The organism is Micromonospora haikouensis (assembly GCF_000876225.1).
GTDB lineage: Bacteria > Actinomycetota > Actinomycetes > Mycobacteriales > Micromonosporaceae > Micromonospora > Micromonospora haikouensis.
Genome location: NZ_JXSX01000001.1, coordinates 3,811,230 through 3,837,423, shown reverse-complemented (window position 1 = coordinate 3,837,423; position 26,194 = coordinate 3,811,230). Strand labels below are relative to the sequence as shown.

General features: G+C 74.1%; 21 protein-coding genes. 9 read left to right on the top strand and 12 right to left on the bottom strand.

Translation table 11 applies throughout. The features are described from left to right. Nucleotides 1-43: 43 nt before the first annotated feature. The 3 genes from TK50_RS15710 to TK50_RS15700 all read right to left on the bottom strand — a co-directional run bounded on the left by TK50_RS15710 (nt 44) and on the right by TK50_RS15700 (nt 3,254). The gene (locus tag TK50_RS15710; RefSeq protein ID WP_043964677.1) at nt 44-841 is read right to left on the bottom strand and encodes a sugar phosphate isomerase/epimerase family protein; all 798 of its coding nucleotides are present in this window, start codon (nt 839-841) and stop codon (nt 44-46) included. Between the two features lie 113 nt (nt 842-954). Then, a complete protein-coding gene (locus TK50_RS15705) occupies nt 955-2,106 on the bottom strand; it encodes a dihydrodipicolinate synthase family protein (RefSeq protein WP_052503803.1) in 1,152 nt (383 codons plus the stop codon). Further along, complete coding sequence (locus tag TK50_RS15700; RefSeq protein WP_043963407.1) at nt 2,103-3,254, bottom strand: Gfo/Idh/MocA family protein; 1,152 nt, start codon at nt 3,252-3,254, stop codon at nt 2,103-2,105. Before TK50_RS15700 ends, TK50_RS15705 begins: the two co-directional genes overlap by 4 nt. A 192-nt stretch (nt 3,255-3,446) precedes the next feature. Here TK50_RS15700 and TK50_RS15695 point away from each other — a divergent pair, with 192 nt between their 5' ends. Next, entirely contained in the window at nt 3,447-4,463 is a 1,017-nt protein-coding gene (locus tag TK50_RS15695) for a LacI family DNA-binding transcriptional regulator (protein WP_043963406.1), read from the top strand. Nucleotides 4,464-4,683: 220 nt separating this feature from the next. Here TK50_RS15695 and TK50_RS15690 read toward each other — a convergent pair whose 3' ends face one another. From TK50_RS15690 to TK50_RS15655, 8 genes are all read right to left on the bottom strand, one after another. Next, complete coding sequence (locus tag TK50_RS15690; RefSeq protein ID WP_199486034.1) at nt 4,684-5,298, bottom strand: bifunctional 4-hydroxy-2-oxoglutarate aldolase/2-dehydro-3-deoxy-phosphogluconate aldolase; 615 nt, start codon at nt 5,296-5,298, stop codon at nt 4,684-4,686. Beyond that, nucleotides 5,295-6,488: a sugar kinase gene (locus TK50_RS32960; RefSeq protein ID WP_229406335.1), complete on the bottom strand. Its 1,194-nt coding sequence runs from the start codon at nt 6,486-6,488 to the stop codon at nt 5,295-5,297. The genes TK50_RS15690 and TK50_RS32960 overlap by 4 nt, the downstream gene beginning before the upstream one ends. Then, a complete protein-coding gene (locus TK50_RS34415) occupies nt 6,485-7,393 on the bottom strand; it encodes a DUF6807 domain-containing protein (protein WP_199486033.1) in 909 nt (302 codons plus the stop codon). The genes TK50_RS32960 and TK50_RS34415 overlap by 4 nt, the downstream gene beginning before the upstream one ends. Then, nucleotides 7,390-8,007: a hypothetical protein gene (locus TK50_RS15675; RefSeq protein ID WP_043963405.1), complete on the bottom strand. Its 618-nt coding sequence runs from the start codon at nt 8,005-8,007 to the stop codon at nt 7,390-7,392. Before TK50_RS15675 ends, TK50_RS34415 begins: the two co-directional genes overlap by 4 nt. Then, complete coding sequence (locus TK50_RS15670) at nt 8,004-8,765, bottom strand: carbohydrate ABC transporter permease (RefSeq protein ID WP_228986886.1); 762 nt, start codon at nt 8,763-8,765, stop codon at nt 8,004-8,006. The genes TK50_RS15675 and TK50_RS15670 overlap by 4 nt, the downstream gene beginning before the upstream one ends. A gap of 122 nt (nt 8,766-8,887) precedes the next feature. After that, on the bottom strand, nt 8,888-9,871 hold the full coding sequence (locus TK50_RS15665; RefSeq protein ID WP_043963403.1) for a carbohydrate ABC transporter permease: 984 nt from the start codon (nt 9,869-9,871) through the stop codon (nt 8,888-8,890). 32 nt (nt 9,872-9,903) lie between these two features. Continuing rightward, the gene (locus TK50_RS15660) at nt 9,904-11,241 is read right to left on the bottom strand and encodes an ABC transporter substrate-binding protein (RefSeq protein ID WP_043963402.1); all 1,338 of its coding nucleotides are present in this window, start codon (nt 11,239-11,241) and stop codon (nt 9,904-9,906) included. 19 nt (nt 11,242-11,260) lie between these two features. Further along, entirely contained in the window at nt 11,261-12,385 is a 1,125-nt protein-coding gene (locus TK50_RS15655) for a LacI family DNA-binding transcriptional regulator (protein WP_043963401.1), read from the bottom strand. Between the two features lie 237 nt (nt 12,386-12,622). Here TK50_RS15655 and TK50_RS15650 point away from each other — a divergent pair, with 237 nt between their 5' ends. From TK50_RS15650 to TK50_RS15625, 6 genes are all read left to right on the top strand, one after another. Next, nucleotides 12,623-13,951, top strand: coding sequence for a Gfo/Idh/MocA family protein (locus TK50_RS15650; protein WP_043963399.1), 1,329 nt, complete (start codon nt 12,623-12,625; stop codon nt 13,949-13,951). 116 nt (nt 13,952-14,067) lie between these two features. Beyond that, nucleotides 14,068-15,498 (top strand): glucuronate isomerase, encoded by a 1,431-nt coding sequence (gene uxaC, locus TK50_RS15645; RefSeq protein WP_043963398.1) that lies wholly within the window; start codon nt 14,068-14,070, stop codon nt 15,496-15,498. After that, nucleotides 15,495-16,799, top strand: a complete 1,305-nt coding sequence (locus TK50_RS15640) for an enolase C-terminal domain-like protein (RefSeq protein WP_043963397.1) — start codon at nt 15,495-15,497, stop codon at nt 16,797-16,799. Before uxaC ends, TK50_RS15640 begins: the two co-directional genes overlap by 4 nt. Further along, on the top strand, nt 16,790-18,280 hold the full coding sequence (locus TK50_RS15635; RefSeq protein WP_043963395.1) for a mannitol dehydrogenase family protein: 1,491 nt from the start codon (nt 16,790-16,792) through the stop codon (nt 18,278-18,280). Before TK50_RS15640 ends, TK50_RS15635 begins: the two co-directional genes overlap by 10 nt. Continuing rightward, complete coding sequence (locus tag TK50_RS15630) at nt 18,277-19,473, top strand: Gfo/Idh/MocA family protein (protein WP_043963394.1); 1,197 nt, start codon at nt 18,277-18,279, stop codon at nt 19,471-19,473. Before TK50_RS15635 ends, TK50_RS15630 begins: the two co-directional genes overlap by 4 nt. A gap of 253 nt (nt 19,474-19,726) precedes the next feature. Continuing rightward, on the top strand, nt 19,727-21,079 hold the full coding sequence (locus TK50_RS15625) for a pectate lyase family protein (RefSeq protein WP_043963393.1): 1,353 nt from the start codon (nt 19,727-19,729) through the stop codon (nt 21,077-21,079). A 130-nt stretch (nt 21,080-21,209) separates the two neighbouring features. On the opposite strand, the gene TK50_RS15620 is transcribed toward TK50_RS15625, so the two are convergent. Then, nucleotides 21,210-21,839, bottom strand: coding sequence for a DedA family protein (locus TK50_RS15620; protein WP_043963392.1), 630 nt, complete (start codon nt 21,837-21,839; stop codon nt 21,210-21,212). A gap of 167 nt (nt 21,840-22,006) precedes the next feature. On the opposite strand from TK50_RS15620, the gene TK50_RS15615 reads away from it, so the two are divergent. Continuing rightward, nucleotides 22,007-25,321 carry an NACHT domain-containing protein gene (locus tag TK50_RS15615; RefSeq protein WP_144420256.1) on the top strand — a complete coding sequence of 1,105 codons (3,315 nt, stop codon included), beginning with the start codon at nt 22,007-22,009 and terminating at the stop codon, nt 25,319-25,321. Nucleotides 25,322-25,393: 72 nt separating this feature from the next. After that, nucleotides 25,394-26,152, top strand: a complete 759-nt coding sequence (locus TK50_RS15610) for an HD domain-containing protein (RefSeq protein ID WP_043963390.1) — start codon at nt 25,394-25,396, stop codon at nt 26,150-26,152. The last annotated feature ends 42 nt before the right edge of the window (nt 26,153-26,194 follow it).

The following is a 26,194-nucleotide window of genomic DNA, read 5'->3' as shown; positions in this document are numbered from 1 at the left end:
GGGGCAGCTGTCGCGGCCCCCAGCCGCCCCGGGCGACGGCGGGTCAGGCCACGTGGGTGAGGTGGGCCGTGATCGCGGCGGCGAGGATCTCCGGGCCGGGGCGGGCCCAGAGGTCGGCGTGGAAGACCTCCACCTCGATCGCCCCCCGGTAGCCGGCCGCGTCGACCGCGTCGCGGAACCGGCGCATGTCGATGCAGCCCTCGCCGGGCAGCGCCCGGCCCAGCAGCACGCCCTCCGGCAGCGGGGTGATCCAGTCCGCCACCTGGAACGCGGCGATCCGGTCCCCCGCGCGGGCGATCTGCCGGAACACGGTGTCGTCCCACCACAGGTGGTACGTGTCGACCACCACCCCGACCGCGCCCGGGTCGTACCGCTCGGCGATGTCGAGGGCCTGGCCGAGGGTGGAGATCACGCACCGGTCGGCACAGAACATCGGGTGCAGCGGCTCGATGGCCAGCCGTACCCCGGCCGCCTCGGCGTGCGGCACCAGCTCGCCGATCGCGTCGGCGACCCGATCGCGGGCGGCGTCGACGTCGCGGCTGCCGGCCGGCAGGCCCCCGGAGACCAGCACCAGCTCGCGGGTGCCGAGGGTGGCGGCCTCCTCGATCGCCCGCAGGTTCTCGTCGCGCCAGCCGTCGGCCGTGAAGAACCCGCCCCGGCACAGCGAGGTGACGGCCAGTCCCGCCTCGCGGACCAGCCGCGCCGCCCGCTCGACGCCGTATTCGCGCACCGGCTCCCGCCAGAGCCCGACGCCCGGCACCCCGGCGGCCACGCAGCCGGCGACCAGTTCCTCCAGGCCCCAGCCGGTGGCGGTGGCCTGGTTGAACGAGAACCGGGCCAGCCGACCACCGAACCGGTCGCCCGCCGGCCCGTCCACGGCGGTCGCGGCCGGCCCGTCGGCCGTGCGCGTCGCCGGCCCGCCCGTCGTGGCCAGCTCCGGCCCGTCCACGGCGGTCACTGGGGCACCCCGGCGACCGTGAAGTAGGCCCGGGCCCGCGCGGCGGCCAGCTCGGCGTCGGGCAGCAGCCCGGCCGCGTCGGCCAGGACGAGCAGCCGGGCCAGGTGGGCCGGCGACCGGCCCGCCTGCTGGCCGCCGACCATGGTGAAGTGGTCCTGGTGGCCGGTCAGCCAGGCCAGGAACACGATGCCGGTCTTGTAGTGCCAGGTCGGGGCCGCGAACAGGTGCCGGGCCAGCGGCACGGTCGGGGCGAAGACCTCGTCGTACGTCGTGAGGTCGCCGGCGTCGAGGGCGGCCAGCGCAGCGGCGGCGGCCGGCGCGATGGCGGCGAACACCCCGAGCAGCGCGTCGGAGTGGCCCGCCTCGTCGCCCCGGATCAGCTCCGGATAGTGGAAGTCGTCGCCGGTGTAGAGGCGTACCCCGGCGGGCAGCCGGCGGCGCAGCGCGACCTCCCGGTCGGCGTCGAGCAGGGACACCTTGATCCCGTCGACCTTCCCGGCGTGATCCTTGATCAGGTCCAGCACGGCGTCGGCGGCGAGGTCCAGGTCGGCCGAGCCCCAGTAGCCGGTCAGCGCCGGGTCGAACATGTCGCCGAGCCAGTGCAGCACGACCGGCTGGTCGGAGGCGGCCAACAGGTGGGCGTACACCTGCTGGTAGTCCTCGGGGCCCCGGGCGGCGGCGGCGAGGTGCCGGCTGCACATCAGCACCGGCCGGGCCCCGGCGGAGAGCACCTCGGCGAGCTGCTCGGCGTAGGCGTCGCGGATCTGCGCGATGCTGGCCGGGCCGACGGGGAGCTGGTCGGTGGCGACCCCGGCGACGATCCGGCCGCCGGCCGCGCGGGCCTCGGCGGCGCTGCGCCGGATCAGCTCGCGGGTCGCCGGGTAGTCCAGGCCCATGCCGCGCTGCGCGGTGTCCATGGCCTCGGCGACCCCGAGCCCGTACGACCACAGGTGGCGCCGGAAGGCGAGGGTGCGGTCCCAGTCGACGGCAGCCGGAGCGCCGGGGACGTTCTCGGCGCGCGGGTCGGCCACCACGTGCGCGGCGGCGTACGCGATGCGGGAGGCCGCCGGGGCGGCGGGGCGGGGGAAGCCGCCGCTGCCGGTGAGCCGGTGCCGGGTGCCGTCGGGCAGGACGACGTCGCCGCTCATCGGCCCAGCTCCGGGATCTCGAGGCGGCGGTGCTCGCGGGCGGAGCGCAGGCCCAGCTCGGCGAGCTGTACGCCGCGCGCGCCGGCCATGAAGTCCCACGGGAACGGCTCGCCGGCCACCACGTGCCGCAGGAACGCCTCCCACTGCACCTTGAAGCCGTTGTCGAACTCGTCGTTGTCCGGCACCTCGCTCCACTGGGACCGGAAGCTCTCCCCGGAGGGCAGGTCCGGGTTCCACACCGGCTTCGGGGTGACCGAGCGGTGCTGCACGCGACAGTTGCGCAGGCCGGCGACGGCGCTGCCCTCGGTGCCGTCGACCTGGAACTCGACCAGCTCGTCGCGGTGCACCCGGACGGCCCACGACGAGTTGAGCTGGGCGATGATCCCGCCTTCGAGCTCGAAGATGCCGTACGCGGCGTCGTCGGCGGTGGCCGGGTAGGCGCGGCCGGCCTCGTCGACGCGGCGCGGGATGTGGGTGGCGTTGACGCAGGTGACGGCGCGGACCGGAGCGAACAGCTCCTCCAGCACGTAGTGCCAGTGCGGGAACATGTCCATCACGATGCCGCCGCCGTCCTCGGCGCGGTAGTTCCAGGACGGGCGCTGGGCGGGCTGCCAGTCGCCCTCGAAGACCCAGTAGCCGAACTCGCCGCGTACGGAGAGGATGCGGCCGAAGAAGCCGCCGTCGATGAGGCGCTTGAGCTTACGCAGGCCGGGCAGGAACAGCTTGTCCTGCACCACGCCGGTGCGGATGCCGGCGGCGTCGGCGGCGCGGGCCAGCTCGACGGCGGCGGCGCTGTCCTCGGCCAGGGGCTTCTCGGTGTAGATGTGCTTGCCGGCGTCGATGGCCTGGCGGACGGCCTTCTCCCGCTGCTGGGTGAGCTGGGCGTCGAAGTAGACGTCGACGTCGTCGCGGGCGAGGGCGGCGGTGAGGTCGGTCGTCCAGTCGGTGAGCCCGTGCCGCTCGGCGATGTCGCGCAGCCGGCTCTCGTTGCGCCCCACCAGGATCAGCTCGGGCCAGATGCGGGTGCCGTCGGCCAGCGGCACCCCGCCCTCCTCGCGGATGGCGAGCAGCGAACGGACGAGGTGCTGGCGGTAGCCCATCCGGCCGGTGACGCCATTGACGATGATCCCTATCGGCCTACGGCTCATGATTCTCTTCCCTCTCTTCGGGCGGCCGGCACCCGCCCGGCGGGCAGGGACGGCCGTCGCGCCAGGCAAGCGCTTTCCTGGGAGCGTAGGGGGCCGCCGCCCCGCAGGGCAAGGGCTTTCCGTTGCGACTGCGGTAACCTGTCCGCGACCGCGCGGGGTCCGGCCGCGCGGGCGGACCATGAGGGGCGGCGGATGGCGACGCTGGCCGATGTCGCGCGGCGGGCGGGGGTCTCCCCCGCCACGGCGTCACGGGTGATCAACGGCAGCAGCAAGCCGGTCGCCGACGAGCTGCGCGAACGCGTGCTGCGCGCCGTCGCCGACCTGCGGTACGTGCCGAACGCGCACGCCCAGCTGCTGGCCCGGCCGCAGCGCAGCGTGGTCGGCGTCGTCGTCCACGACGTCTCCGACCCGTACTTCGCCGAGGTGACCCGGGGCCTGCAACGGGTCGCCACCGAACGGGGCCGCCTGCTGATCATCTGCAACAGCTACCGCGACCCCGTCCGCGAGCTGGAGTACGTGGAGCTGCTGCGCGGCCAGCAGGTGGCCGCGATCGTGCTCGCCGGGTCCGGCTACCACGACGCCGCGTTCACCACGATGCTCAACGAGAAGCTCGCCGCGTACGAGGCGACGGGCGGTCGGGTCGCGGTGATCGGCCGGCACGACCACTTCGGCGACGCAGTGATGCCGGCCAACGCGACCGGCGGCGAGCTGATCGGCCGGGAGCTGCTGCGCCTCGGGCACCGGCGCGTCGGCGTGGTCGCCGGCCCCCGGGTGCTCACCACCATCACCGACCGGCTGACCGGGCTGCGGCGGGCGCTCGCCGAGCAGGGCGTCGAACTGCCCGACGAACGCATCCGGTACGCCGACTTCGACCGCGACGGCGGGGCCCGGGCCACGGCCGAGCTGCTGGACACCAGCCCCGCGCCCACCGCGATCGTGGCGCTGAACGACTCGATGGCCGTCGGGGCGCTCGCCCTGCTGCGGACGCGCGGCGTGCGGGTGCCCGAGGACGTGTCCGTCCTCGGCTTCGACGACATGCCGATCGCCGCCGACGTCACTCCCACGCTGACCACGGTGCGGCTGCCCCTGGTCGAGATGGGGGTGCGGGCGATGGCCCTCGCCCTCGACCCGACCAGCGGGAGCCCCCGCGTCGAGACCCTGCCGGCGGAGCTGGTCCGCCGGGACAGCACCGGCCCGGCCCCGGCCTGACCCGGCCCGGCCCGCCGCGCCCCGGGCGGGGCTCAGGCCGGCCCGCCGCGCCCCGGTCGGCTCAGGCCCGGCCGCCATGTCGGCGACATCGCGCGATCAACTCGCCGGGATACCGCCATGTCGCCGGCATGGAGTCGATCAACCCGCCCCGCCCGGTCAGGGTGGCTGCCTCGGCCGAGGGCCGCCGCCGAGGGCCGCCGCCGCGCGCCACGCCGGGCGGTCAGACCGCCCGGTCGCCCCGGGCCAGCTCCGCGAGGCGGTCGATCTGGGCGGGATCGGACAGGGCCGACCCGACCGCCACCACCTTGACGCCGGCCGCCAGGAAGTCGGCCGCGTTGCCGGCGTCGATGCCGCCGGTGGCGACGAAGCGCAGCTCGGGCAGCGGCCCGGCGACGGCCTTGAACCACTGCGGCCCGAGGCTCACCGCCGGGAACGCCTTCAGCCAGGTCAACCCGTGGTCGCGGGCGCGCTGCGCCTCGGTCGGGGTGGCCACCCCGGGCAGGTGCGGGATCCCGTAGGTCAGGGCCACGTCGGCCACCGCGAGGTCGAGCCCGGGCGCGACGGTGAACGCCGCGCCGGCCGACGCGGACTGCCGGACCTGCGCCGGGGTGAACACGGTGCCCGCCCCGACGATCCGGTCCCGCTCCCGCCCCGCCTCCACGGCCGCGCGCAGCGCGGTCACCGCCTCGGGGGTGCGTACCGGCACCTCCACCACGTCGATGCCGAGGTCCCAGGCCCGGTTGGCGAGCCGGACCGTCTCCTGCGGCGGCAGGTCGCGGAGGATCACCATGACCCGCGCGCCAGCGAAGATCGGTGCGAAGTCGTGCGCCGTCACCGGCTGCCCCTTCCGTTTCCGGGGCCGGCCGCGCCGGTCCCCACGTGTGCGCCCCCGTCCTCGGCGACGGCCGTCCCGCCGCCGTCGGCCAGGTCGCCGGCCAGGTCACCACCGCCGGCCAAGCCACCGCCGTCGGCCAAGCCGCCAACCAGGTAGCCGCCGTCAGCGAGGTCACCGCCGTCAGCGGATCCGTCGGCCAGGCCGTCGAGCAGGCCGGCCGCCACCGGGTCGAGCGCCGCCCACCCGTCGGCGGTCAGGGCCACGACCCCGTCGAGGTCCCGCCGCCGAGGCGGGGGCGCGCAGTCGCCGGGCACCGCGAGAGCCCGGACCGCGACGACGTGGCCGCAACGCAGCGCGGCGGCGTGGTCCAGCCCGCGCAGCACGGCGGAGAGGTAGCCGGCGGCGAAGGCGTCCCCCGCCCCGACCGGTTCCACCACCGGCGCGCGCAGCGCCGGCACGAACACCGCCGGCCCGGTGCGCGGCAGCGCCGTCGCGCCGACGGCCCCGTCCTTGACGACCACCGTCGCGGGGCGGGGCAGCAGCCGGCGTACCGCCTGCGGGTCGGCGGTCCCCCACAGCCGCTCGGCCTCGTCCAGCCCGACGAGGACGATGTCGGCCCGGTCGGCGAGGTCGCGCAGCACGTCGGCGGCCCGGTCGGCGGGCCAGAGCCGGGGCCGGTGGTTGACGTCGAAGCTGACCAGCGCGCCGCGCAGCGGCCGGTCGTCGACCGCGTGCGCCACGAGGGCGCGGCAGGACTCCGACAGCACCGGGGTGATGCCGGACAGGTGCAGCAGCCGCGCGCCGGCCAGGCGCGGGTCGTCCAGCGCCCCGGGGCCGAGCCGGGACGCGGCCGAGCCGGCCCGGTAGTAGTGCACGCCGGTGGCCTCCGGCCGGGGGTCCTTGAAGTAGACGCCGGTCGGCGCGTCGGGGTCGAGCGCGACCGAGTCGACGTCGACGCCCCCGCCGGCGACCTCGCGCAGCACCATCCGCCCGAACGGGTCGTCGCCGACCCGGCTGACCCAGGCCACCCGGTGGCCGAGCCCGGCCAGGCCGATGGCCAGGTTGGACTCCGCGCCGCCGACGCCGAGCCGGAGCCGGTCGGCGCGCTCCAGCGGCGCGGCGTCGGTCGGCGACATGACCACCATGGTCTCGCCGACGGTGACCACCTCGGGGCCGGGCCCGCCCGTCACGCCCGTACCGCCGCTTCGGTGGCGGCCAGGGCGGCGGCCGCGTCGCGGTCGAGGACCCCGTCGGCCACGACGACGCCGTGCCGGCCGTGCCGGCTGCCGCCGGCGGGCACCACGGCCGGGGTCTCGAAGGCGAACGCCACGCAGACCCCCGGGTACATCGCCGTCCGCACGAACCACCGGTCGCCGGGCCCCAGGCCCGTGAAGATCAGGGTGTACGCGCCGCCGCCCGGCCCGGTGCCGGTCAAGGCGACCCACGGTTCGGCGCTGCCGTTGACGTGCTCCTCCCCGTCGGCGGAGGCGGTGAAGGCGTGCGGCGGCTCGGCGGCGACCGCCCGCCAGAAGAACCCTCCGTAGCCGGCGCCGCCGGGGCGGCCGTTGGTGGCGGGGCTGCCGAGGGGGACGTCCCGGTCGGCGGGGGCGGTCAGGGCGTACCGCAGGTCCAGCCGCCAGGCGTCGGGGTGGCCGGGCACCGGGGCGGCGGCGAGGCGGCGGCGTTCGGTGAGCAGCACCGCGCCGGCCGGGTCGCGCCACTGGAGCCGGTGGGCCAGCGCGTCGTCGGCGCGTTCGTCCCATCCGGTGTGGACGATCCGGCCGTGGTCGTCGCGCCAGGTGTAGCCGGCGTCGCGCACGTAGGTGCGCCCGCCCCAGAGGTTGGTGCCGGCGACGTCCTGCACGGCCAGGGACGCCCCGAGGTGCCAGACGTGGTCGGCCGGCAGCTCGTCGGTCACCACCGTCCCGCCCAGCGTCCGCACCGGGTGCAGGTAGGGGCGGGGGCCGTGCGTGGCGTCGAGGTCGGGGGCGAGCACGTAGCGGGCCACCTCGACGCCGCCGACGCGCAGCCGGGGGGCGTCGGGGCTGCCGGGGCCCGCGTCGTCGGCGCGGGGGCGGGGGTGCTGGTCGGTCACGAGGGCTCCACGGCGACGGCGGGGCGGCGGGCGACCGCGTGCAGGGCGGCCAGAGCGTATCCGGCGAGGATCGGCAGCGCGACCGGGATGACCAGCGCGGTCAGGACACCGGCCACGCAGCACACGCCGCTGGTCGCCGCCCAGCCGCCCGGCCGGGCCAGGCAGGAGCGGGCGGCGGCGCGGGCCGCGGCCCGCCAGCCCCGCCCGCCGGCCCGCCCGACCTCGACGACGACGAGACCGGCGTATCCGGCCAGGGCCGCCGTGACGACGCCGGTGACCAGCAGCGCGGGCGCCCCGCCGGGGACCCGGCCGGTGGCCAGCGCGGCCAGGTCCGCCCCGAGCAGGACCGCGCCGGCCAGCACGGCGAGGGTGACCGGCACGCCGGCCGGCAACCCCCGCACGTACCGGCGCAGCGTGGTCCGGGCGTCGGGCCAGCCGCCGTCGGTGATCCGGTCGTGCACGGCGGCGCTGGCGGTGGCGAGCGCGGCACCGGCGGTGACCACCGGCAGCGCGCCCACCACCAGCGCGAACCCGACCAGGGCCAGGTCGGCGGCGTCGCGGAGCACGTCCCGCCAGTCCCGGCGGGCCGGCACGTCCTGCGGCACGGCGTTCATCCCTTGAGGCCGCTGGTGTTGATGCCCTCGACGAGCATCCGCTGGAAGGCCAGGAAGAACAGGAACACCGGCAGCAGGGACAGCACCGACATGGCGAACATCGGGCCGACCGCGCTCTGGCTGGTCGAGTCGATGAACAGGGTCAGCGCCACCGGCACCGTGTAGTCCTCCAGGCTGGACAGGAAGACCAGCTGCCGGAAGAAGTCGTTCCACGTCCAGATGAACGAGAAGATCGCGGTGGTGACCAGCGCGGGGCGGCTCAGCGGCAGGATGACGTGCCGGAAGATGCCGAACGCGCTGGCCCCGTCGATCTTCGCGGCCTCGTCCAGCTCGCGCGGGATGCCCCGCATGAACTGCACCATCAGGAAGACGAAGAACGCCTCGGTCGCCAGGAACTGCGGGATCAGCAGCGGCAGGTACGGCCACTCGCCGCCGACCAGCCCGAGGCTGCGGAACAGGATGTACTGCGGCACGATCAGCACGTGCCCCGGCAGGAGCAGGGTGCCGATCATGATCGCGAACCACATCCCGCGCAGCCGGAACCGCAGGCGGGCGAAAGCGTACGCGGCGAGCAGGCAGGAGACCGCGTTGCCGACGACGGTCAGCAGGCTGACCATCGCGCTGTTGAGGAAGAAGCGGCCGAAGCTGAGGTCGAAGTTGGTCCACCCGTCGACGTAGTTGCCGGGGGTGAACTCCTTCGGCAGCAGGCCGATGTTGCTGACGATCTCCTCCTGGCTCTTGACCGAGGTGCCGATCATCCAGAACAGCGGGTAGAGCACGACCACCACGATCGCGATCAGGACGAGCAGGCGGACGGCCTGCCCCCGTCCGGCGCGCGGGCGGCGCGGCCCGGTCACCGGCGGTTCTGCGGTAGCCGTCGTCACCGGTCCTCCCCGTCGGAGTAGTGCACCCAGAACCGTCCGGTGCTGAAGAAGACCGCCGTGATGACGCCGATGGCGATCAGGAAGACCCAGGCCATCGCCGAGGCGTAGCCCATCTCCAGGTCGGTGAAGCCCTTGATGTAGAGGTTCAGCGTGTACATCAGTGTGGAGTCGACCGGGCCGCCGGTGCCGTTGCTGAGCACGAAGGCCGCGGTGAAGCCCTGGAAGCCGTTGATGGTCTCCAGCACCAGGTTGAAGAAGATGACCGGGGAGAGCATCGGCAGGGTGACGGCGCGGAACTGCCGCCACCTGCCGGCCCCGTCCACGGACGCGGCCTCGTACAGCTCGGTCGGCACCTGCTTGAGCCCGGCCAGGAAGATCACCATGGGCGCGCCGAACTGCCAGATGGCGAGCACCATCAGCGTCTCCAGCGCCCAGTCGGGGTCGTTGACCCAGGGCTTGCCCTCGATGCCGAACAGGGCCAGCATCGAGTTGAACGCGCCGTCGCGGTTGAACATGTTGACCCAGACGATGGCCAGCGCGACGCTGCCGCCGAGCAGCGACGGCAGGTAGAACAGGCTGCGGAACAGCCCGACCCCGCGCCAGGCCCGGTTGAGCAGCAGCGCCACGCCGAGCGCGGCGGCCAGCTTCAGCGGCACCGCCACCAGGGCGAAGGTCAGGGTGACGCGCACCGCGTGCCAGTACGAGGGATCGCTGGTGAACATCCGCTCGTAGTTGGCGAAGCCCACCCACTCGACCTCCGAGAAGGGGGTGAGGATGTCGTAGTTGGTGAAGCTGAGGTAGAGGGACAAGAGCATGGGAATCGCCGTGATGGCCATCAGTCCGATGAGCCAGGGCGAGAGGAAGACGTACCCCGCGAGACCTTCGCTTTGCCGGATCCGCCCGGCCACGCCGTGGGGGGCGTGGGCGCGGGCGGATCCGGTGCCGCGTCGGGTCGGGTCGGGCACCGTGGTCAGGGCCACGAGCCGGCTCCTTTCCGAGCGTGTGCGGCGGTTCAGGCGATGGCGGACTTGCAGGCGTCCATGAACAGGGCCGCCGCGGCGGCCGGGGCGAGCCGGCCGTACTGCGCCTCCTCGGCCGCCTTGATCAGCTCGGCGCGGACCTTGCTGTGGCCCTTGATCGGCACCTGCGGCGACTGGCCGAACTTCTGGGCCAGCTCGGTCTCCACCGCGATCGACTGCTTCATCGCGGGGTCGGTGGTGTCGTCGCTGACGACGCGGCGCAGGTCCAGGTTGGACGGCAGCCCCCGGTCGGTGCCGAGGATCTTGACGGCCTCCGGGTCGTTGGCGAGGAAGTTGAGCACGTCGACGGCGACGTCCTTGTGCTTGCTGCCCTTGAACACCGACCAGTACATGGAGGCGCGGGCCCACTGGGCGCTCGGGTCACCCGGGTAGGCGACGACGCCCAGCTCGTCCTTGGTGTTCTTCTTCAGCTCCGGCATCTGGTTGACCCAGACCCAGGAGGTGCCGGCCTTGCCGGTGACCACGAGCTGCTTGGTGATGTCGGTGGCGTTGCCCTCGTGGATCACGTCCGGGGTCGGGGTCGCGCCGCGGTCCCGGGCGCCCTTCCACAGCTCGAACCACCTGGTGACGTCCTCGACGGTGAAGCCGAGCTCCGTGCCCTTGTACATGTCCTTGCCCTGCTGGCGCAGCCACACCCAGAACGCCTTGTAGTCGGCGCTGGGGTCCATGGTGCCGGGGACCTTGGTCTTCTTCGTCACCTGCTCGGCCCAGGCGATGTGCTCCTCCCAGGTCATGCCGGTGGTCGGCTCCGGGAGGCCGTTCTTGGTGAGCAGGGTCTTGTTGTAGACCAGGCCCTGGGTGTTCTCACCGGCGGCCAGGCCGGCGAGCTTGCCGTCGACCACGCCGTACTGCCAGAGGCTCTTGGGGAACTTCGACACGTCGAGCTTGCCGGAGTCGGAGTAGCTGGTCAGGTCGAGCGTGGTGTTGCGGGCCGCGTACTCGGCGAGGTAGTTGTCGTCGATCTGGAAGATGTCCGGCGGGTTGCCGCCGGCGGTGAGGGTGGCCAGCTTGTCGAAGTAGCCCTGGTTGGCCTGCCAGGTCTTCTCGAACGTGACGTTCGGGTTCTTCTTGGTGTAGAGGGCGAGGGCGTCCTCGGTCAGCTTGGCGCGGGCCTCGCCGCCCCACCAGAAGATGGAGAGCTTGACCTTGCCGTCGTCGCCGGCGGAGTCGTCGTCACCGCAGGCGGCGGCGCCGAGGACCAGCGGCGCGGCCACGGCGAGGGCGACGAGCCCGCGCAGCAGCCGACGGCGGGGAGTACGGTGGGAACGCCCGGCGGGTGCGCCGGCGGTGGGGGGCGTGGCGGGGTGCATGTGCGCTCACTCCTTGGCGTTAGGAGGCGACAGCGCCACCGGTGGCCGCCCTCGGGCGGCCCGGGTCCGCAGGGCGATGCGGATCCGGGCCGACACGGGCGGCACCGGGGCTACCGGCCCCTGAAGCGGGTCCGGTGGAGTCGCGGATGACCAACTCGGTCTGGAGCATTACCTGTGCGGTGGTGCGACGGGCGCCGACTGCCGTGCCCCTGCCGACGCCCCGCGGTCCCCGCGGCGCGTCGGTGTCCTGTTGCAGCAGCATGTCGACGGCCGTCCGGCCGGCGGCCGCGGTAGGCGTGGCCACCGTCGTCAACTTGGGCCGGGTGAGCCGGCTCAGGGCGATGTCGTCGATGCCGACGACGCTGACGTCCTGCGGCACCCGGACGCCGAGGGCGTCGAGGCCCTCGATCAGCCCGATCGCCATCAGGTCGTTGTAGGCGAGCACGGCGGTGACGCCGCTGCGCTGGACGTGTTCGGCCAGCGCGAGGCCCCCGTGCTCGGTGGGCGGGTTGGGCCCGAGGACGGTCAGCTCGGCGCCGCCGGCCCGGGCCGCGGCGCCGGCCGCGCGGCGGATCTCCCGGCTGGTCCACGAGCCGCGCGGCCCGCTGAGCAGGCCGATCGCGGTGTGGCCGAGGCCGACGAGGTGCTCGATCGCCGAGCGGGCGCCCTGACCGACGTCCATCACCACGCAGGGCAGGCCGGTCACCTGGCGGTTTATCACCACCAGCGGGACCTCGCGGCTGAGCTGCTCGATGAGGCTGTTGCTCATCCGGGGGCTGCACAGCAGCACCCCGTCGACCTGCTTGGCCAGGGCGTGGACCAGCTCCTCCTCGGCCATCGGGTCCTCGTTGGTGTCCGCGACGAAGATGTGGTAGTCGCGGTGCCGGGCCTGCCCCTCCGCCGCCTTGATCAGGGGCGGGAAGAACGGGTTGGCGATGTCGGCGATGATCAGCCCGATGTTGTGGGTGCGACCGGTGATCAGGGCCCGCGCGGCGCGGTTGGGCCGGTAGCCCAGGTCCTCCGCGCAGGCCAGCACCCGGACCCGGGTCTCCGGGTTGACCAGGTGTGGCGCGGAGAACGTGCGGGATACCGTCGAGATGTGCACGCCGGAGGCCCGCGCGACGTCCCTGATGGTGACTGGCACGGCGGCCCTTTCGTCCGGTGTGGCTGCGGTCACGTGGGGTGCCGCCAATTAATGCAAACGGTTGCTCCAGTGTCAACGCTCGAAGATTACGACCAGGTTTCGAACGGGCACGCGCCATGCGTTCGTATGGTGCAAAAGTAGGGCGAAGCACGCTGATTTTGTTTCCGTCGTTGACGCGCCGCGATCGATCGTGGTTTCTTCACTGCAAACCTTTGCAGCGAGCCAGGAGGCCCCGCGATGTCTTCGAGAACCGGTGGACGGACCCGTCACGCGGTGGTGGGCACCGGCGCCCGGGCCGAGATGTTCGTCCGGGCGCTGGTGCGCGACCACGCCGACACCGCCGAGCTGGTCGCGTTCGCCGACGTCAACCAGGCCCGCATGGACGCGCACAACCGGTGGCTGGGCGAGCTGGGCCACGCGCCGGTGCCGACGTACCGCGCCGACGAGTTCGCCGCGATGCTGGCCAAGGAGCGGGTCGACACGGTGCTGGTCACCACCGTCGACGCCACCCACGACGAGTACATCGTCGCGGCCCTGCACGCCGGCTGCGACGTGGTCTCGGAGAAGCCGATGACCGTCGACGCGCCGCGCTGCCGGCGCATCCTGGACGCGGTCGCCGAGACCGGCCGGCACGTCACCGTCGCGTTCAACTACCGCTACAACCCCCTGCACGAGCAGCTGCGCCGGCTGCTCGCCGACGGCGCGGTCGGCGAGATCGGGTCGGTGCACTTCGAGTGGCTGCTCGACGTGCGCCACGGCGCGGACTACTTCCGGCGTTGGCACCGCGACAAGGCCAACTCCGGCGGGCTGATGGTGCACAAGGCCAGCCACCACTTCGACCTGGTCAACTGGTGGCTCGACGCCACCCCGGTCGAGGTCTACGCCGCCGGCCGGCTGTTCTTCTACGGCGACGCCGGCCGCCGGCACGGCTACGCCCGCGACTACGCCCGCGCGCACGACGCCCCGGCCGCCGCCGACGACCCGTTCGCGCTGCGGATGGCCGAGCACCCCCGGCTGCGCGAGCTGTACCTCGACGCCGAGGCCGAGGACGGTTACCACCGCGACCAGAACGTCTTCGCCCCCGGCGTCACCATCGAGGACGACATGGCCGTGCTGGCCCGCTACTCCACGGGCGCGACGATGACCTACCACCTCACCGCGTACGCCCCCTGGGAGGGTTACCGGGTGATGGTCAACGGCAGCCGGGGCCGCCTCGAACTGGAGGTCGTGGAGAGCGAGTTCGTCAGCCCGCAGGCCGCCGGCGCGCTCAAGGGCGCGGCGCTGCACGGCACCGAGGCCGCCGCCGAGGGCGGCTCGGCCACGCTCACGCTGCGCCCCTACTGGCAGCCGCCGCAGCGCATCGAGGTCGAGGGCTACACCCGGCAGGGCCACGGCGGCGCGGACGCCCGGATGACGCAGGTGCTCTTCGGCGGCGCGACGGACCCGCTGCACCGGGCGGCCACCGCCCGCGACGGCGCCCTCGCGCTGCTCACCGGCCTGGCCGCCAACCGGTCCTTCGAGACCGGCCAGGCCGTCCGGGTGGCCGACCTGCTCTCCCTGCCCTGACCGACCGTGCCCGGGGTGCGCCGCCTCAGCGGCCCGCCCCGCCGGGGCCGGCCGGCGCTGCCCGGCCCCGCCGGCCCGCCCCCGCACCATCGACCGCATCCGAGGAGCCATCCGACGTGCCGACCACCTCCCGACCCGACCTGCTCCTCCCCGCCGACCCGGGCCTGCGCGCGCTGGCCCGGCAGCTGTACGCGCTGGCGGCGGAGCAACCGATCATCTCCCCGCACGGGCACGTCGACCCGGCCCTGCTGGCCGAGGACCGTCCCTTCCCGGACCCGTCCCGGCTGATCATCGTGCCCGACCACTACCTGACCCGGATGCTGCTCAGCCAGGGCGTGCCCCCGGCCAAGCTGGGCGTCCCCACGGTGGACGGCAGCCCGGTGGAGACCGACGGCAGGAAGATCTGGCGGCGCTTCGTCGACGGCTGGCACCTGTTCCGGGGCACCCCGTCGCGGCTGTGGCTGGAGCAGACCCTCACCGAGGTCTTCGGGGTCGACACCCCCCTGTCGCCCGCCACCGCCGACGCCGTGTACGACCAGGTCGCGGCCCGCCTCGCCGAGCCCGAGTTCCGGCCCCGCGCGCTGTTCGACCGGTTCAACATCGAGGTGCTGGCCACCACCGAGTCGCCCCTGGACGACCTGGCCCAGCACGCGAAGCTCGCCGCCGACGGCTGGGGCGGCCCCGGCGGCAAGGTGGTCACCACCTTCCGCCCGGACAACGTGGTCGACATGGAGTTCGACAACTGGGCCGGCAACGTCGAGCGGCTCGGCGCGGTCGCCGGGGAGGACACCGGCACGTACGCCGGCTTCCTGGCCGCCCTGCGGCGGCGCCGGGAGGCGTTCATCGCCGCCGGCGCGACCTGCTCCGACCACGGCCACCCGACCGCGCAGACCCTGGACCTCGACGCGCGGGAGGCCGCGGCGCTGTACGAGCGGGGCCTGCGCGGCACGGCCGACGCCGCCGACGCGGAGGCGTTCCGGGCGCACATGCTGCTGGAGTTCGCCCGGATGTCGCTCGACGACGGCCTGGTGATGCAGCTGCACCCCGGCTCGGTGCGCAACCACAACCGCTGGCTGTACGCCCGGCACGGCCGCGACGTCGGCGGGGACATCCCGCAGGCCACCGAGTACCTGCACGCGCTCACCCCGCTGCTGGACGCCCACGGCAACGACCCCCGGCTGCGGGTGGTGGTCTACACCCTCGACGAGTACACCTTCACCCGGGAGCTGGCCCCCCTCGCCGGCGGCTACGCGGCCCTCTACCTGGGCGCGCCCTGGTGGTTCCTGGACTCCCCCGAGGTGCTGCGCCGGTTCCGGGAGGCGGTCACCGAGACCGCCGGCTTCTACAACACGGCCGGGTTCGTCGACGACACCCGGGCGTTCTGCTCCATCCCGGTGCGCCACGACGTGGCCCGCCGCGTCGATGCCGGCTTCCTCGCCCGGCTGGTCGCCGAACACCGGCTGACCGAGGACGAGGCCGCGGAAACCATCGTCGACCTCGCCTACCGCCTGCCCAAGAGGGTCTACAAGATCGGGGAACAGCTGTGAGTGTCAGGATCACCTCCGTCGACGTGCACGACGTGCGCTTCCCGACCGCGGCGGCCGGCGACGGCTCGGACGCGATCAACAAGGGCGACTACTCGGCGACGTACGTCGAGCTGGGCACCGACGCCGGGGTGGTCGGCGCGGGCTTCACCTTCACCAACGGGCGGGGCAACGAGATCACCTGCGCCGCCGTGCGGGCCCTGGCCCACCATGTGCGGGGCCGCACGATCGAGGAGATCGTCGCCGAGCCGGTGAAGTTCTGGCGCTCGCTCAGCGCCGACGTGCAGCTGCGCTGGCTGGGCCCGGAGAAGGGCGTCATCCACATGGCCACCGGCGCGCTGGTCAACGCCGTGTGGGACCTGCGGGCCAAGCTCGCCGGCAAGCCGATGTGGCGGTTCCTCGCCGAGCTGCCCACCGAGGAGCTCGTGGCCAGCATCGACTTCCACCACATCACCGACGCCCTCACCCCCGACGAGGCGGCCACCATCCTCGACAAGGGATTGACCGGATGGGACGAACGGCTCGCGGTGCTAGAGCAGAGTGGCTTTCCCTCGTACACCACGTCGGTCGGGTGGCTGGGCTATCCCGACGAGAAGGTCCGGGCGCTGACCCGCGAGGCGTACGCGGCGGGCTGGCGGGCGATGAAGATGAAGGTGGGCGGCCCACCGGCCGACGACCTGCGCCGGGCGCGGATCATCCGCGCCGAGATCGGCCCGGACGCGCTGCTGATGATGGACGCCAACCAGGTGTGGGACGTCGACGAGGCGATCACCAACATGACGGCGCTGGCGGAGGTCGACCCGTACTGGATCGAGGAGCCGACGCACGCCGACGACATCCTCGGCCACGCCCGGATCGCCCGCGCGGTGACCGAGCTGACCGGCGGCCGGTGCCGGGTGGCCACCGGCGAGGTGGCCGCCAACCGGGTGATCTTCAAGCAGTTGCTCCAGGCCGAGGCGATCGGCGTCATGCAGATCGACGCCTGCCGCGTCGGCGGGGTCAACGAGGTGCTCTCGGAGATCGTCATGGCGGCGAAGTTCGGCGTGCCGATCTGCCCGCACGCCGGCGGCGTCGGCCTCTGCGAGTACGTCCAGCACCTGGCCATCTTCGACTTCCTGCGCGTCGGCACCAGCCTCGACGGCCGGATGGTCGAGTACGTCGACCACCTGCACGAGCACTTCGTCGACCCGGTCCGCACCCGCGACGGGCGCTACCTGCTGCCCGCCGCGCCCGGCTACAGCGCCACCATGCGTCCCGAGTCGATCGCCGAGTTCCGCTTCCCGGACGGCCCGGCATGGCGGTGACCGTGGGCGCGTCCCGCCTCGGGCTGGCCGCGCTGCGCCGGCTGCCCGAGGCCAGCCGACCGCTGCTGCGCCCCGGCACCGTGCCGGCCGGCATCGTGCACCTGGGCCTCGGCGCGTTCCACCGCGCCCACCAGGCCGTCTACACGGAGGAGGCGGTCGGCGCGGCCGGCGGCGACTGGGGCATCGTCGGCGTCGCCCCGCGCAGCACCGACCTCGTCGAGACACTCGCCGCGCAGGACAACCTGTTCAGCGTGACCACCCTGTCCGGCGAGGGCGACAGCACCCGGGTGATCGGGGCCCTGGCCGGGGTCCGGCACGCGGCGAGCGACCCGAACGCGGTGGTCGCGCTGCTGGCCGACCCGGAGATCAAGGTGGTCACCCTGACCGTCACGGAGAAGGCGTACCAGCTCGACCCGGTGACCGGGCGGCTGAGTCCCGACGCGGCGCTCGCCGCCGACCTGGCCGGCGACGCGCCGCCGACGACGGTGCCTGGCCTGCTGGTGCGCGGGCTGGCCGCCCGGGCGGCGGCCGACGCCGGGCCGGTCGCGCTGGTCAGCTGCGACAACCTGCCCGCCAACGGCGCCCGGCTGCGCGGCCTGGTCGAGCAGGCGCTGGCCCGCTCCGGCGCGTCCGACCGGGTGCTGTCCTGGGTGTCCGAGCAGGTCACGTTCCCCGGCACGATGGTGGACCGGATCGTGCCGGCCAGCACGGCGCAGACCCTCGCCGCGGCCCGCGACGCGCTGGGCTTCGCCGACCTGGCGGCCGTGGCCGCCGAGCCGTACCGCCAGTGGGTGATCGAGGACGACTTCCCGGGCGGTCGGCCGGCGTGGGAGGTGGCCGGCGCGGTGCTCACCGACGACGCCGGGCAGTGGGAGCGGGTGAAGCTGCGCGGCCTCAACGGGCTGCACTCGGCCACCGCCTACCTGGGCGCCCTCGCCGGGCGGGAGACCGTCGCCGACGCGCTGGGCGTGCCCGGGCTGACCGGGGTGCTGCGCCGGCTGGTCGCCGAGGAGGTGGCGGTCAGCTTCACCCCGCCGGACGGGGTGTCGATGGTCGCGTACGGCGACGAGGTGCTGGCGCGGTTCGCCAACCCGGCGATCCGCCACCGCACGCTCCAGATCGCCATGGACGGCTCGCAGAAGCTGCCCCAGCGGGTGCTGCACACCATCGTGGACCTGCGCGCGGCGGGCCGGTCGGCCCGCTGGTCGGCGCTGGTGGTCGCCGCGTGGATGCGGTTCGTGTGCGGGACCGCCGACGACGGCACGGCGCTGCCGCTGGCCGACCCGCTCGCCGAACGGATCACCGGCGCGCTGGCCACCACGGGCGGCACCCCGGCCGGGGTGGTCGAGGCGCTGTTCGGGCTGCGGGAGGTCTTTCCCGCCGAGGTGGCCGGCGACGACGAGGTCCGCGCAGACGTCACCGACTGGCTGACCGCCCTGCACCGGCACGGGGTCACGGCGACCCTCGCGGGGGCGGCATGAGCGCGGGGGCGACCGGCGCGCCGCCCCGGGTGGCGGTCATCGGCGCGAACGGGCACGGCCGCTGGCACCGCCGGGTGATCGCGCCGCTGCACGACGCCGGCCGGGTGCGCCTGGTCGCGCTTGTCGACGTACGCCTGATCGAGCCGGAGCCGGCGGCACCGCTGCCGGCCGACGCGGAGGTCTTCACCGACCACGCCCAGATGCTCGCAGTGGCCAGGCCGGACGTGGTGGTGGTCTGCACCCCGCCGCACACCCACCTGCCGATCGCCCGGGACGTGCTGGCCGCCGGGGCGGACGTGCTGCTGGAGAAGCCGCCGGTGCTGTCGATGGCCGAACACCGGCTGCTGGCCGCCGCCCTGGCCGAGACGGGCCGGGCCTGCCAGGTCGGCTTCCAGGCCCTCGGCTCGGCGGCGCTGGCCGAGCTGACGGCGGCGGTGACGGCGGGGCGGCTCGGCACCGTCACCGGCATCGCCACGGTGGCCGCCTGGCAGCGTTCGGACGGCTACTACGCGCGGGCCCCCTGGGCGGGCCGGCGCACGCTGCACGGCCGGCCGGTGCTCGACGGGGCGCTGGCCAACCCACTCGCCCACGCCGTGATGCAGTGCCTCGCCGTGGCCGAGGCCGTCACCGGCACGCCGGTGCGGCCGGCGACGATCGAGCTGGAGCGCTACCGGGTGCGCCCCATCGAGGTGGACGACACGGCGGCCCTGCGGGTCGTGCCGCGCTCCGGGCCGCCGATCGTGGCGGCGGTGACCCTGGCCGGCGAGGACTTCGTCGCCGGGGAGGTGATCGTGACGGGCTCGGCCGGGCGGGCGGTGCTGGAGTATCCGACGGACCGGCTGCTGCTGCCCGGCGACGACGCGCCCCGCGAGGTGCCGGGGCGGCGCGGCCTGCTGGAGAACCTGCTGGCGCACCGTGCTGACCCGGCCGGGACGCCGCTGATCGCCCCGCTGGCCCGCACGGCGCCGTTCACGGCCGTGCTGGAGGCGATCCAGGCCGCGCCCGAGCCGACGCTGCTCGGCGGCGACCTGGTGACCGCTACCGGCCGAGGGCCGGACCGGGTGCTGACCGTGCGCGGCGTCAACGCGGCGCTGCGGGAGGCGGCCGGGTCCGGGGCGCTGCTGTCGGAGCTGGGCGTGCCGTGGGCGGTGCCGCCGGTGCGCACCGAGCTGACGAGGGAGGAGGACGCCTGAGGCGGGCCCGGTGCCGGGCCAGTGAAAACGCACTGCAAACGACGGGCGACTGCCGCACCCGCAAATCGGGCGCAACCACCGCGTTCGCGACCGCGATCGGTCGGGCAAATGCCGCCTGTCACGATTTGATGCAACATAGCTGCATATAGAAATCATTGACTCACTTGAGTGATTTTCCTTACGGTCAGTCGTACCGGCATTTCGTACCCGTTACGGAATCCGCCGCACCGACAGACCCCTTCGGAGAGTCCTCATGCGCCACCGCTTTCCCGGGGCGGCCCTGGTCGCCCTGTCCCTGCTGGTCACACCGGGCGCGGCGGCGGCCGCGCCCGCCGACGCCGCCGGCCCGGTGCCCCGACCCGTCGAACGGTTCGCCCGCCAGACGCTGCCCGCCGGCGACGGCTGGGCGGCCGACGGCGTCGGCACCACCGGCGGCTCGGCCGCCGCCGCCGACCAGGTCCACCTCGTACGCACCCGCGCCGAGCTGGTCGACGCCCTCGGCGGCGACAACGCCACCAACCGCACCAACGCCACGCCCAAGGTGATCGTCGTCGACGGCGTGATCGACGGCTTCGAGGCCGCCGACGGCAGCCTGCTCGGCTGCGCCGACCTGGCCGACCCGGAGTACTCGCAGGCGGCCTACCTGGCCGCGTACGACCCGGCCGTCTGGGGCATGGTGCCCCCGACCGGGCCGCTGGAGGCCGCGCGGGTGCGCTCGGTGGCCAACCAGACGAAGCAGACCCAGATCAACGTCGGCCCGAACACCACCATCGTGGGGCTGCGCGGGGCGACGCTCACCGGGCTGACCCTGATGATCGACACCGCGAACAACGTGATCCTGCGGAACCTGACCTTCGACGACGCCCGGGACTGCTTCCCGGCCTGGTCGCCGACCGACGGCGCGACCGGCAACTGGAACTCCCAGTACGACCAGGTCTCGGTGCGCCGCAGCGAACACGTCTGGGTCGACCACAACACGTTCACCGACGGCGACAACCCCGACAGCGCGCAGCCGGTGTACTTCGGCCGCCCCTACCAGGTGCACGACGGCTCCCTGGACATCACCCACACCGCCAGCCTGGTCACCGCCTCGTACAACCGGTTCGTCGGCCGGGACAAGCTCATGCTGATCGGCTCGTCGAACACCGTCGGCCCGGACGTCGGCCGACTCAAGGTGACCCTGCACCACAACATGTTCGACCGGGTGCTGCAGCGGCTGCCGCGCGTCCGGTTCGGCCAGGTCGACGTCTACAACAACTGGTACCGGCTCTCCGGCGAGGGCTTCGAGTACGCCGTCGGCGTCGGGGTGCAGTCCGCCGCGTACGTGGAGAACAACCACTTCACCCTCGGCGCGGGCATCGCCGCCGAGGACCTGCTCTACGACTGGGGTGGCACCGCCGTCACCACCCGCGGCAACTGGGTGCGCGCCGACGGCGACCGGGCCCGCCCGGTCGACCTGGTGGCCGCGTACAACGCGACCCACGACCCCGACCTGGGCACCGACGCCGGTTGGACGCCGGCCCTGCGGCACGGTCAGGTGCTGCCCGCGCCGCTGGTCCCGCTGGTGGTCGGCGCGCTCGCCGGCGCGAACCGCCTGCCGCTGTGAAAGGAGGGGTCCCTTGTTGACGCATACGGTAGAGAAGGGTCCCCTTCTCACCTGACTCGGCGTGCCGGGGCGGGGGCCCCCTCTCTCCCCCGTCCCGGCACGTCGACCCCCCGATCACGGCGCGCAGGGGTCAGCCCCGGCGCGCCGGACCGGTCCGGCGGGCCGCCCGGTGGTGCCGCCACAGCCGCACCGCCACCACCACCACGATCACGGCCAGCACCGCCTCCCCGCCGAGGCCGAGACGATGCTCCAGCAGCCGGTACGAGGCGCCTGCGAGGAACCCGAGCACCGCGACCGTGACCGACCAGAGCATCCCGCCGGCCACGTTGGCCAGGGTGAACGTGGCCTGCGGCATCCCGCTGAGGCCGGCGATGCCCGGCACGAGGGCCCTCAGCGCCGCCGCCCAGCGGCCGATCACCACGGCGAGCGCGCCCCGGCGGCGCACCAGGTCGAGCGCGCGCCGCAGCTCGCCCGAGCGGACGAACCGCCGGGGCGTACGCGCCAGCAGCCGGCGGCCGTAGCGGCGGCCGACCAGGTAGCCGGCCTGGTCGCCCAGCGCCGCCCCCGCCACCGCAGCCACGATCACGGCCCACAGCGGCAGCCGGCCGGAGTGCGCCACCGCCCCGCCGACCAGCACGGCGATCTCCCCCGGCACGAACAGCCCGAGGAACGTCGACGCCTCCAGCGCGGGCAGCAGGAAGACCAGGGCGAGCACCAGCGCGGGCGGCAACGCCACCAGCACCCCCAGCACCCGGTCCACCCGATCATTCTGCCCGGCTGGACGCCGGCGGGGCCCCGTGCGGCCCACTCGCCCGGATGCCACGAATGCCGGTTCACTCCCGATAGGGACGGGTTAGCCTCGGCGCAGGACACGTGGTGAGCGCTGCTCGCCTTTTGGGGTGGGCGCGGCGGACGGGGGTACGACGCATGCGCGGTCCGCTTTGGCGCGGGTGGCTGCTGACGCCTCGCATCTGGTGGGCTCGCCTGTCCCGGCGGACGCAGGTGGCGATGGGCGGCGGGCTGCGCCAGGATCAGGCGCCGAAGGCGCGCCGGTTCCCGACGAACGCGCGCTGGTGGCACTACCCGTGGTCGCTGCTCCTCCTCGGCCTGATCATGGGCAGTGTCCTGTTCACGGTCGCCCTCAACCAGTTCTTCCTGCCCCTGTTCCACCTGCTCGTCCACCACGTGCTGGACGTCCACCTGCGCTGGCCGGCGGCCCTGCCCAACCCGTGCGGCGGCGCGGACGCCGCCAAGGCGTGCACCACGATCACCGGCTTCCTCAGCCCGGTCACCGGCGCCGCCCTGGCCTTCCTCGTCCTCTGGGTCTTCACCCGCTTCCACGTCCGCCACTGGTACCAGCGCCGGGCGAGGGAGCGGCCGTACGAGCTGGTGCGCACCGCGAACGACGGCATCGACCGGGTGGTGGGACGCGACGAGCTGTGCCAGGTCCTGATCGAGCGGATCCGGGACAACCGGGTGCGCTGCCCCACGGTCATCGTCGGCGGGGTCGGCTCCGGCAAGACCGCCACGCTGGTGGCCCTGACCAGGGAACTCGCCCGCCGGGGCATCGTCCCGGTGCCGATCCGGCTACACGACGCGCAGGACAAGGGCCAACTCGACTTCGAGCAGCTGGCCCGGGACCGGTTCCTGGAGGAGGTCAACTCTCGGCTCTACAGCGACGCCCAGGCCGGTCGGCTGTGGCGGATGCTGCGCTGGGGCAACCGGCTCGCGGTGCTCGCCGACGGGCTGGAGGAGGCGGCGAAGGCGGACAAGGCCCACAGCGGGGAGAGCGTGATCCGCGCCGCGATCGCGAAGGCCGCCAACGACCACCTCCCGGTGATCATCGCGTCGCGCCCCTACGACCCGCTGCGCGGCATGCCGGCCATCGTGATCGGCCTCGAGTCGCTCGGCGAGGGTGCCGCCCTGGAGTACGCGCTGACGGCGGGCGACCGGTCGGGCCCCGCCGCCTGGGGGCCGGTCATCGACATGGTCTACGCCGCCGACGTCACCGCCGCCCCGCTGTTCCTGCGCATCATCCGCGACCTCAACCGGCAGGGCCGGATGCGGCACCGCTCCGGATACCAGTCGGAGCCCGACTCGGCCAGCCGCCCGATCGACCGCTACGCGGCCCGCTGGGAGCTGCTCAAGGCGTGGCGCGAGGCGCTGCTCGACGGCTACCTGCGGGAGGACTTCGCGCAGAGCCGGCAGGATCGGGAGGACACCATGCTCGTGCTCGCCGCGTTCGCCTGCGCCGGATTCCTGCGCAACTCGCTGCAGGTGACCTACGAGGACCTCACCGACCACGGTCAGTGGCAGAACCCGGCCTCCGCCCACTGGCCCCTGTTCGACTCGCTGCACCAGAAGCTGGACGGACGCCGCGACCCCGCCGAACGCGACGACCTCACCCACGCGACGACGGCGGGCAGCGAGTTGGGCCTCGTCGACGCGCAGAGCGACGGGGTCCGCTTCCAGCACGGCGACCTGCAGGCCTATCTCGGCGCGCAACTGCTCGTCGACCCCGGGGTGCGGGACGGGCTGCTCACCCGGCTCGTCCGGGCGGAGCCGAGCCGGGAGGTCCTGAACGCGATGCGCCTGCTCTCCCGCGAGCTGGCCGACCGGCGCGCCGAGCAGAAGCCCCGGCTGACGAGGCTGTCGATGGCGTGCACGATGCTGTCCAGGACCGTCACCCAACCCGACGACGCGGCGAAGCTGGTGGACCTGCTCCAGCAGGCGGCTCCCGGCAAACCCAACGCCTGCTGGCAGCTCGAGTTCTACGCCGCCGCCCTGGAGATCGACACCAGCGCGCTGAAGCCCCGACACGCGAGCCTGGTCGCGGAGTTGGCCCGGCGGTGGCACAGCTACCAGCACGAGACGCCGGACCGGCCCCTCGACGAGGCGAAACTCGACGTGGTGCGGCGGACGGGAGAGGCCGCCCGGCTGATCACCGACCGGCGACGCCACGGGAGTGTCGACACGCGCCGGCCGCTGAAGGCCCCGCCGTACGCGGACCTGTTCCGGCTGGCCGCCGACGAGCACTCGTACCGCGTGCGGTTGGCCGCCGCGCGGGAGCTGGGCTTCGGCGGCATGGACGCCATCCTCTCCCTGTCGACGGCAGACCTGCTCCGCCCCCGCTCCATGGACCTGCGCCTCGGGGGTGATCCCAAGGCGCTGCGGGAGCAGCAGCTACGGGGCTGGATCGTCCCGCTGCTGCACCTGTCCACGGTCGAGGACACCGATTCCGGGGTGTCCGACGAGAAGCGGTACCACCGCAGCGGTGTCGCCCTCGCCGAGTGGCTACGCGAGTTGACCCCGACCGGCGAGGGTCCCCGGCTCTCGATCACCTCGGAGATGGCGCTCGCGCAGGGCTTCCGCCTCGCGGCCAACGTGCGGCGGCTGCCCGTCGGCCGACCACGCTGGGACCGCAGCTTCCTGGTCGAGAAGGCCGAGTTCGCGCTGCGAAACTCCCGCTTCTGGTACAGCCACCTGGCCCTCCTCCAGGCCCTCACCCTGCTCTCCCTGCCCGACGACCCGGCCGAGCCGCTGCCGAAGCGGGGTCGCGGCTCCAACCCGTACGGGCTGGTGCAGCACTGGACGCGCATCGCGGGGTCGGCGCTGCCGGGGCGGGAGCGGTGCGGCGCGCACCCCTTCGTGCTGGAGGTGGGGCGGCTGTGCGTGTACGCGCTGCTCACCCGGCGGCCAGAGCGGTACTGCTGGGTCGACGAGCGGGAGACCGCCAGCCGGGTCGGCTCGTGCAGCGTCCCCGACTACCTGCGTCACGAACAGCGCCAGTGGATCCCCGACTCCATGGGCTGGAGCATTCTCGGCGGCCGGGCGCAGCGGCTGCTCGCCGACATCATGCTGCTGCTCAACCTGGCCGACCGGGGCGACACCCTGACCGAACGCGAGGAGCGGCTGGCCCGCGCGGACCGCTGCGACCTGCCGCCCTGCCTCACCAACGACCGCTCGGCGATGCAGCCGTCGCGCACGCTGCACGCCAGCGACCGGTGCGACCCCGGGGCCACCTGCCTGGACGACTGCGACTTCCGGCTGTGCCCGCTGCCCACCCGGGGCGAGCGGATGCCGCACGAGATGGACCAGAACTTCTGCGCCCGGCAGCGGGACCTGGCCACCCTGCGCTACATCTTCGACGCCCGCGCGCCGTGGCAGAACGGCGACTATGTCGGCCTGCGCAGGTTCTGGCGGGAGATGTCGGAGCGGCAGCTGCCCAACTGGCGGCGCTGAGCCGGGCCACGGTCGGCGTCACAAGGCCGACGGGAAGGCCCACGGGCGGTGAAGATCAGCTATAAGTGGTGGATGGACTTCCCGCCGTACCTGGCCTCGATGCCCATGCACGCGATCACCGAGATCCACGGCGAGCCCGGCCTGCGGGAACGGTTCCGGCTGGAGATCGGCGCGTTCGACGAGGACGCCCGAGCCCGGCTCACCGCCGCCCTCGACCTCGCCGCCGACCTGCACGGCGACGACCGGCGGGTGCGCGAGCCGTACCTGAACCACCTGCTGCGGGTCGCGATCCGGATGATGCACCACTACCAGGTGCGCGACGCGGACGTGATCGTCGCCGGCCTGCTGCACGACGCGGTGGAGGACCACCCGGCGGAGCTGGCGAGCCAGCACCGGGCGGGGCCGGCGGCCGGCGGCGACCGCACGGCCGCGGCGCTGGCGACGCTGGCCGAGCGCTTCGGCCCGCGGGTGGCGCGGCTGGTCGGCGCGGTCACCAATCCGGTGTACGACCCGGGCCGGGACCGGCACGCGCAGTACCGGGAGCACGTGGCGGCCAGCCTGGACCGCGAGCCGTGGGCCCGGGTCGTCAAGGTCTCCGACTTCACCGACAACGGGGTCGGGTTGATCCACACCGTCGGGCCGAAGGTGCACTCCCTGGCGGCCAAGTACCGCCCGCTGGTGCCGGTCCTGCGGGAGCTGGTCGCCCGGCCGGACACCCCGCTCGCGCCGGCGGTCAAGGAGCACATCTTCGGCCAGCTCGACCTCGCCGAGGAACGCTTCGCCGCGATCCTTGACCGGCCGGTGGAAGCCGGGGCCCCGACCGGTCGGTGAGCGCGCGGCCCCGGCGGGCGCGGGCTCCGACGCGGCCCGCTC

Coding starts and splice junctions, on each gene's coding strand:
- TK50_RS15705 (WP_052503803.1), bottom strand. CDS start 2,106: ATGAGCGGCGACGTCGTCCTGCCCGACGGCACCCGGCACCGGCTCACC.
- TK50_RS15700 (WP_043963407.1), bottom strand. CDS start 3,254: ATGAGCCGTAGGCCGATAGGGATCATCGTCAATGGCGTCACCGGCCGG.
- TK50_RS15695 (WP_043963406.1), top strand. CDS start 3,447: ATGGCGACGCTGGCCGATGTCGCGCGGCGGGCGGGGGTCTCCCCCGCC.
- TK50_RS15675 (WP_043963405.1), bottom strand. CDS start 8,007: ATGAACGCCGTGCCGCAGGACGTGCCGGCCCGCCGGGACTGGCGGGAC.
- TK50_RS15670 (WP_228986886.1), bottom strand. CDS start 8,765: ATGATCGGCACCTCGGTCAAGAGCCAGGAGGAGATCGTCAGCAACATC.
- TK50_RS15660 (WP_043963402.1), bottom strand. CDS start 11,241: ATGCACCCCGCCACGCCCCCCACCGCCGGCGCACCCGCCGGGCGTTCC.
- TK50_RS15650 (WP_043963399.1), top strand. CDS start 12,623: ATGTCTTCGAGAACCGGTGGACGGACCCGTCACGCGGTGGTGGGCACC.
- TK50_RS15635 (WP_043963395.1), top strand. CDS start 16,790: ATGGCGGTGACCGTGGGCGCGTCCCGCCTCGGGCTGGCCGCGCTGCGC.
- TK50_RS15630 (WP_043963394.1), top strand. CDS start 18,277: ATGAGCGCGGGGGCGACCGGCGCGCCGCCCCGGGTGGCGGTCATCGGC.
- TK50_RS15625 (WP_043963393.1), top strand. CDS start 19,727: ATGCGCCACCGCTTTCCCGGGGCGGCCCTGGTCGCCCTGTCCCTGCTG.
- TK50_RS15615 (WP_144420256.1), top strand. CDS start 22,007: ATGCGCGGTCCGCTTTGGCGCGGGTGGCTGCTGACGCCTCGCATCTGG.
- TK50_RS15610 (WP_043963390.1), top strand. CDS start 25,394: ATGGACTTCCCGCCGTACCTGGCCTCGATGCCCATGCACGCGATCACC.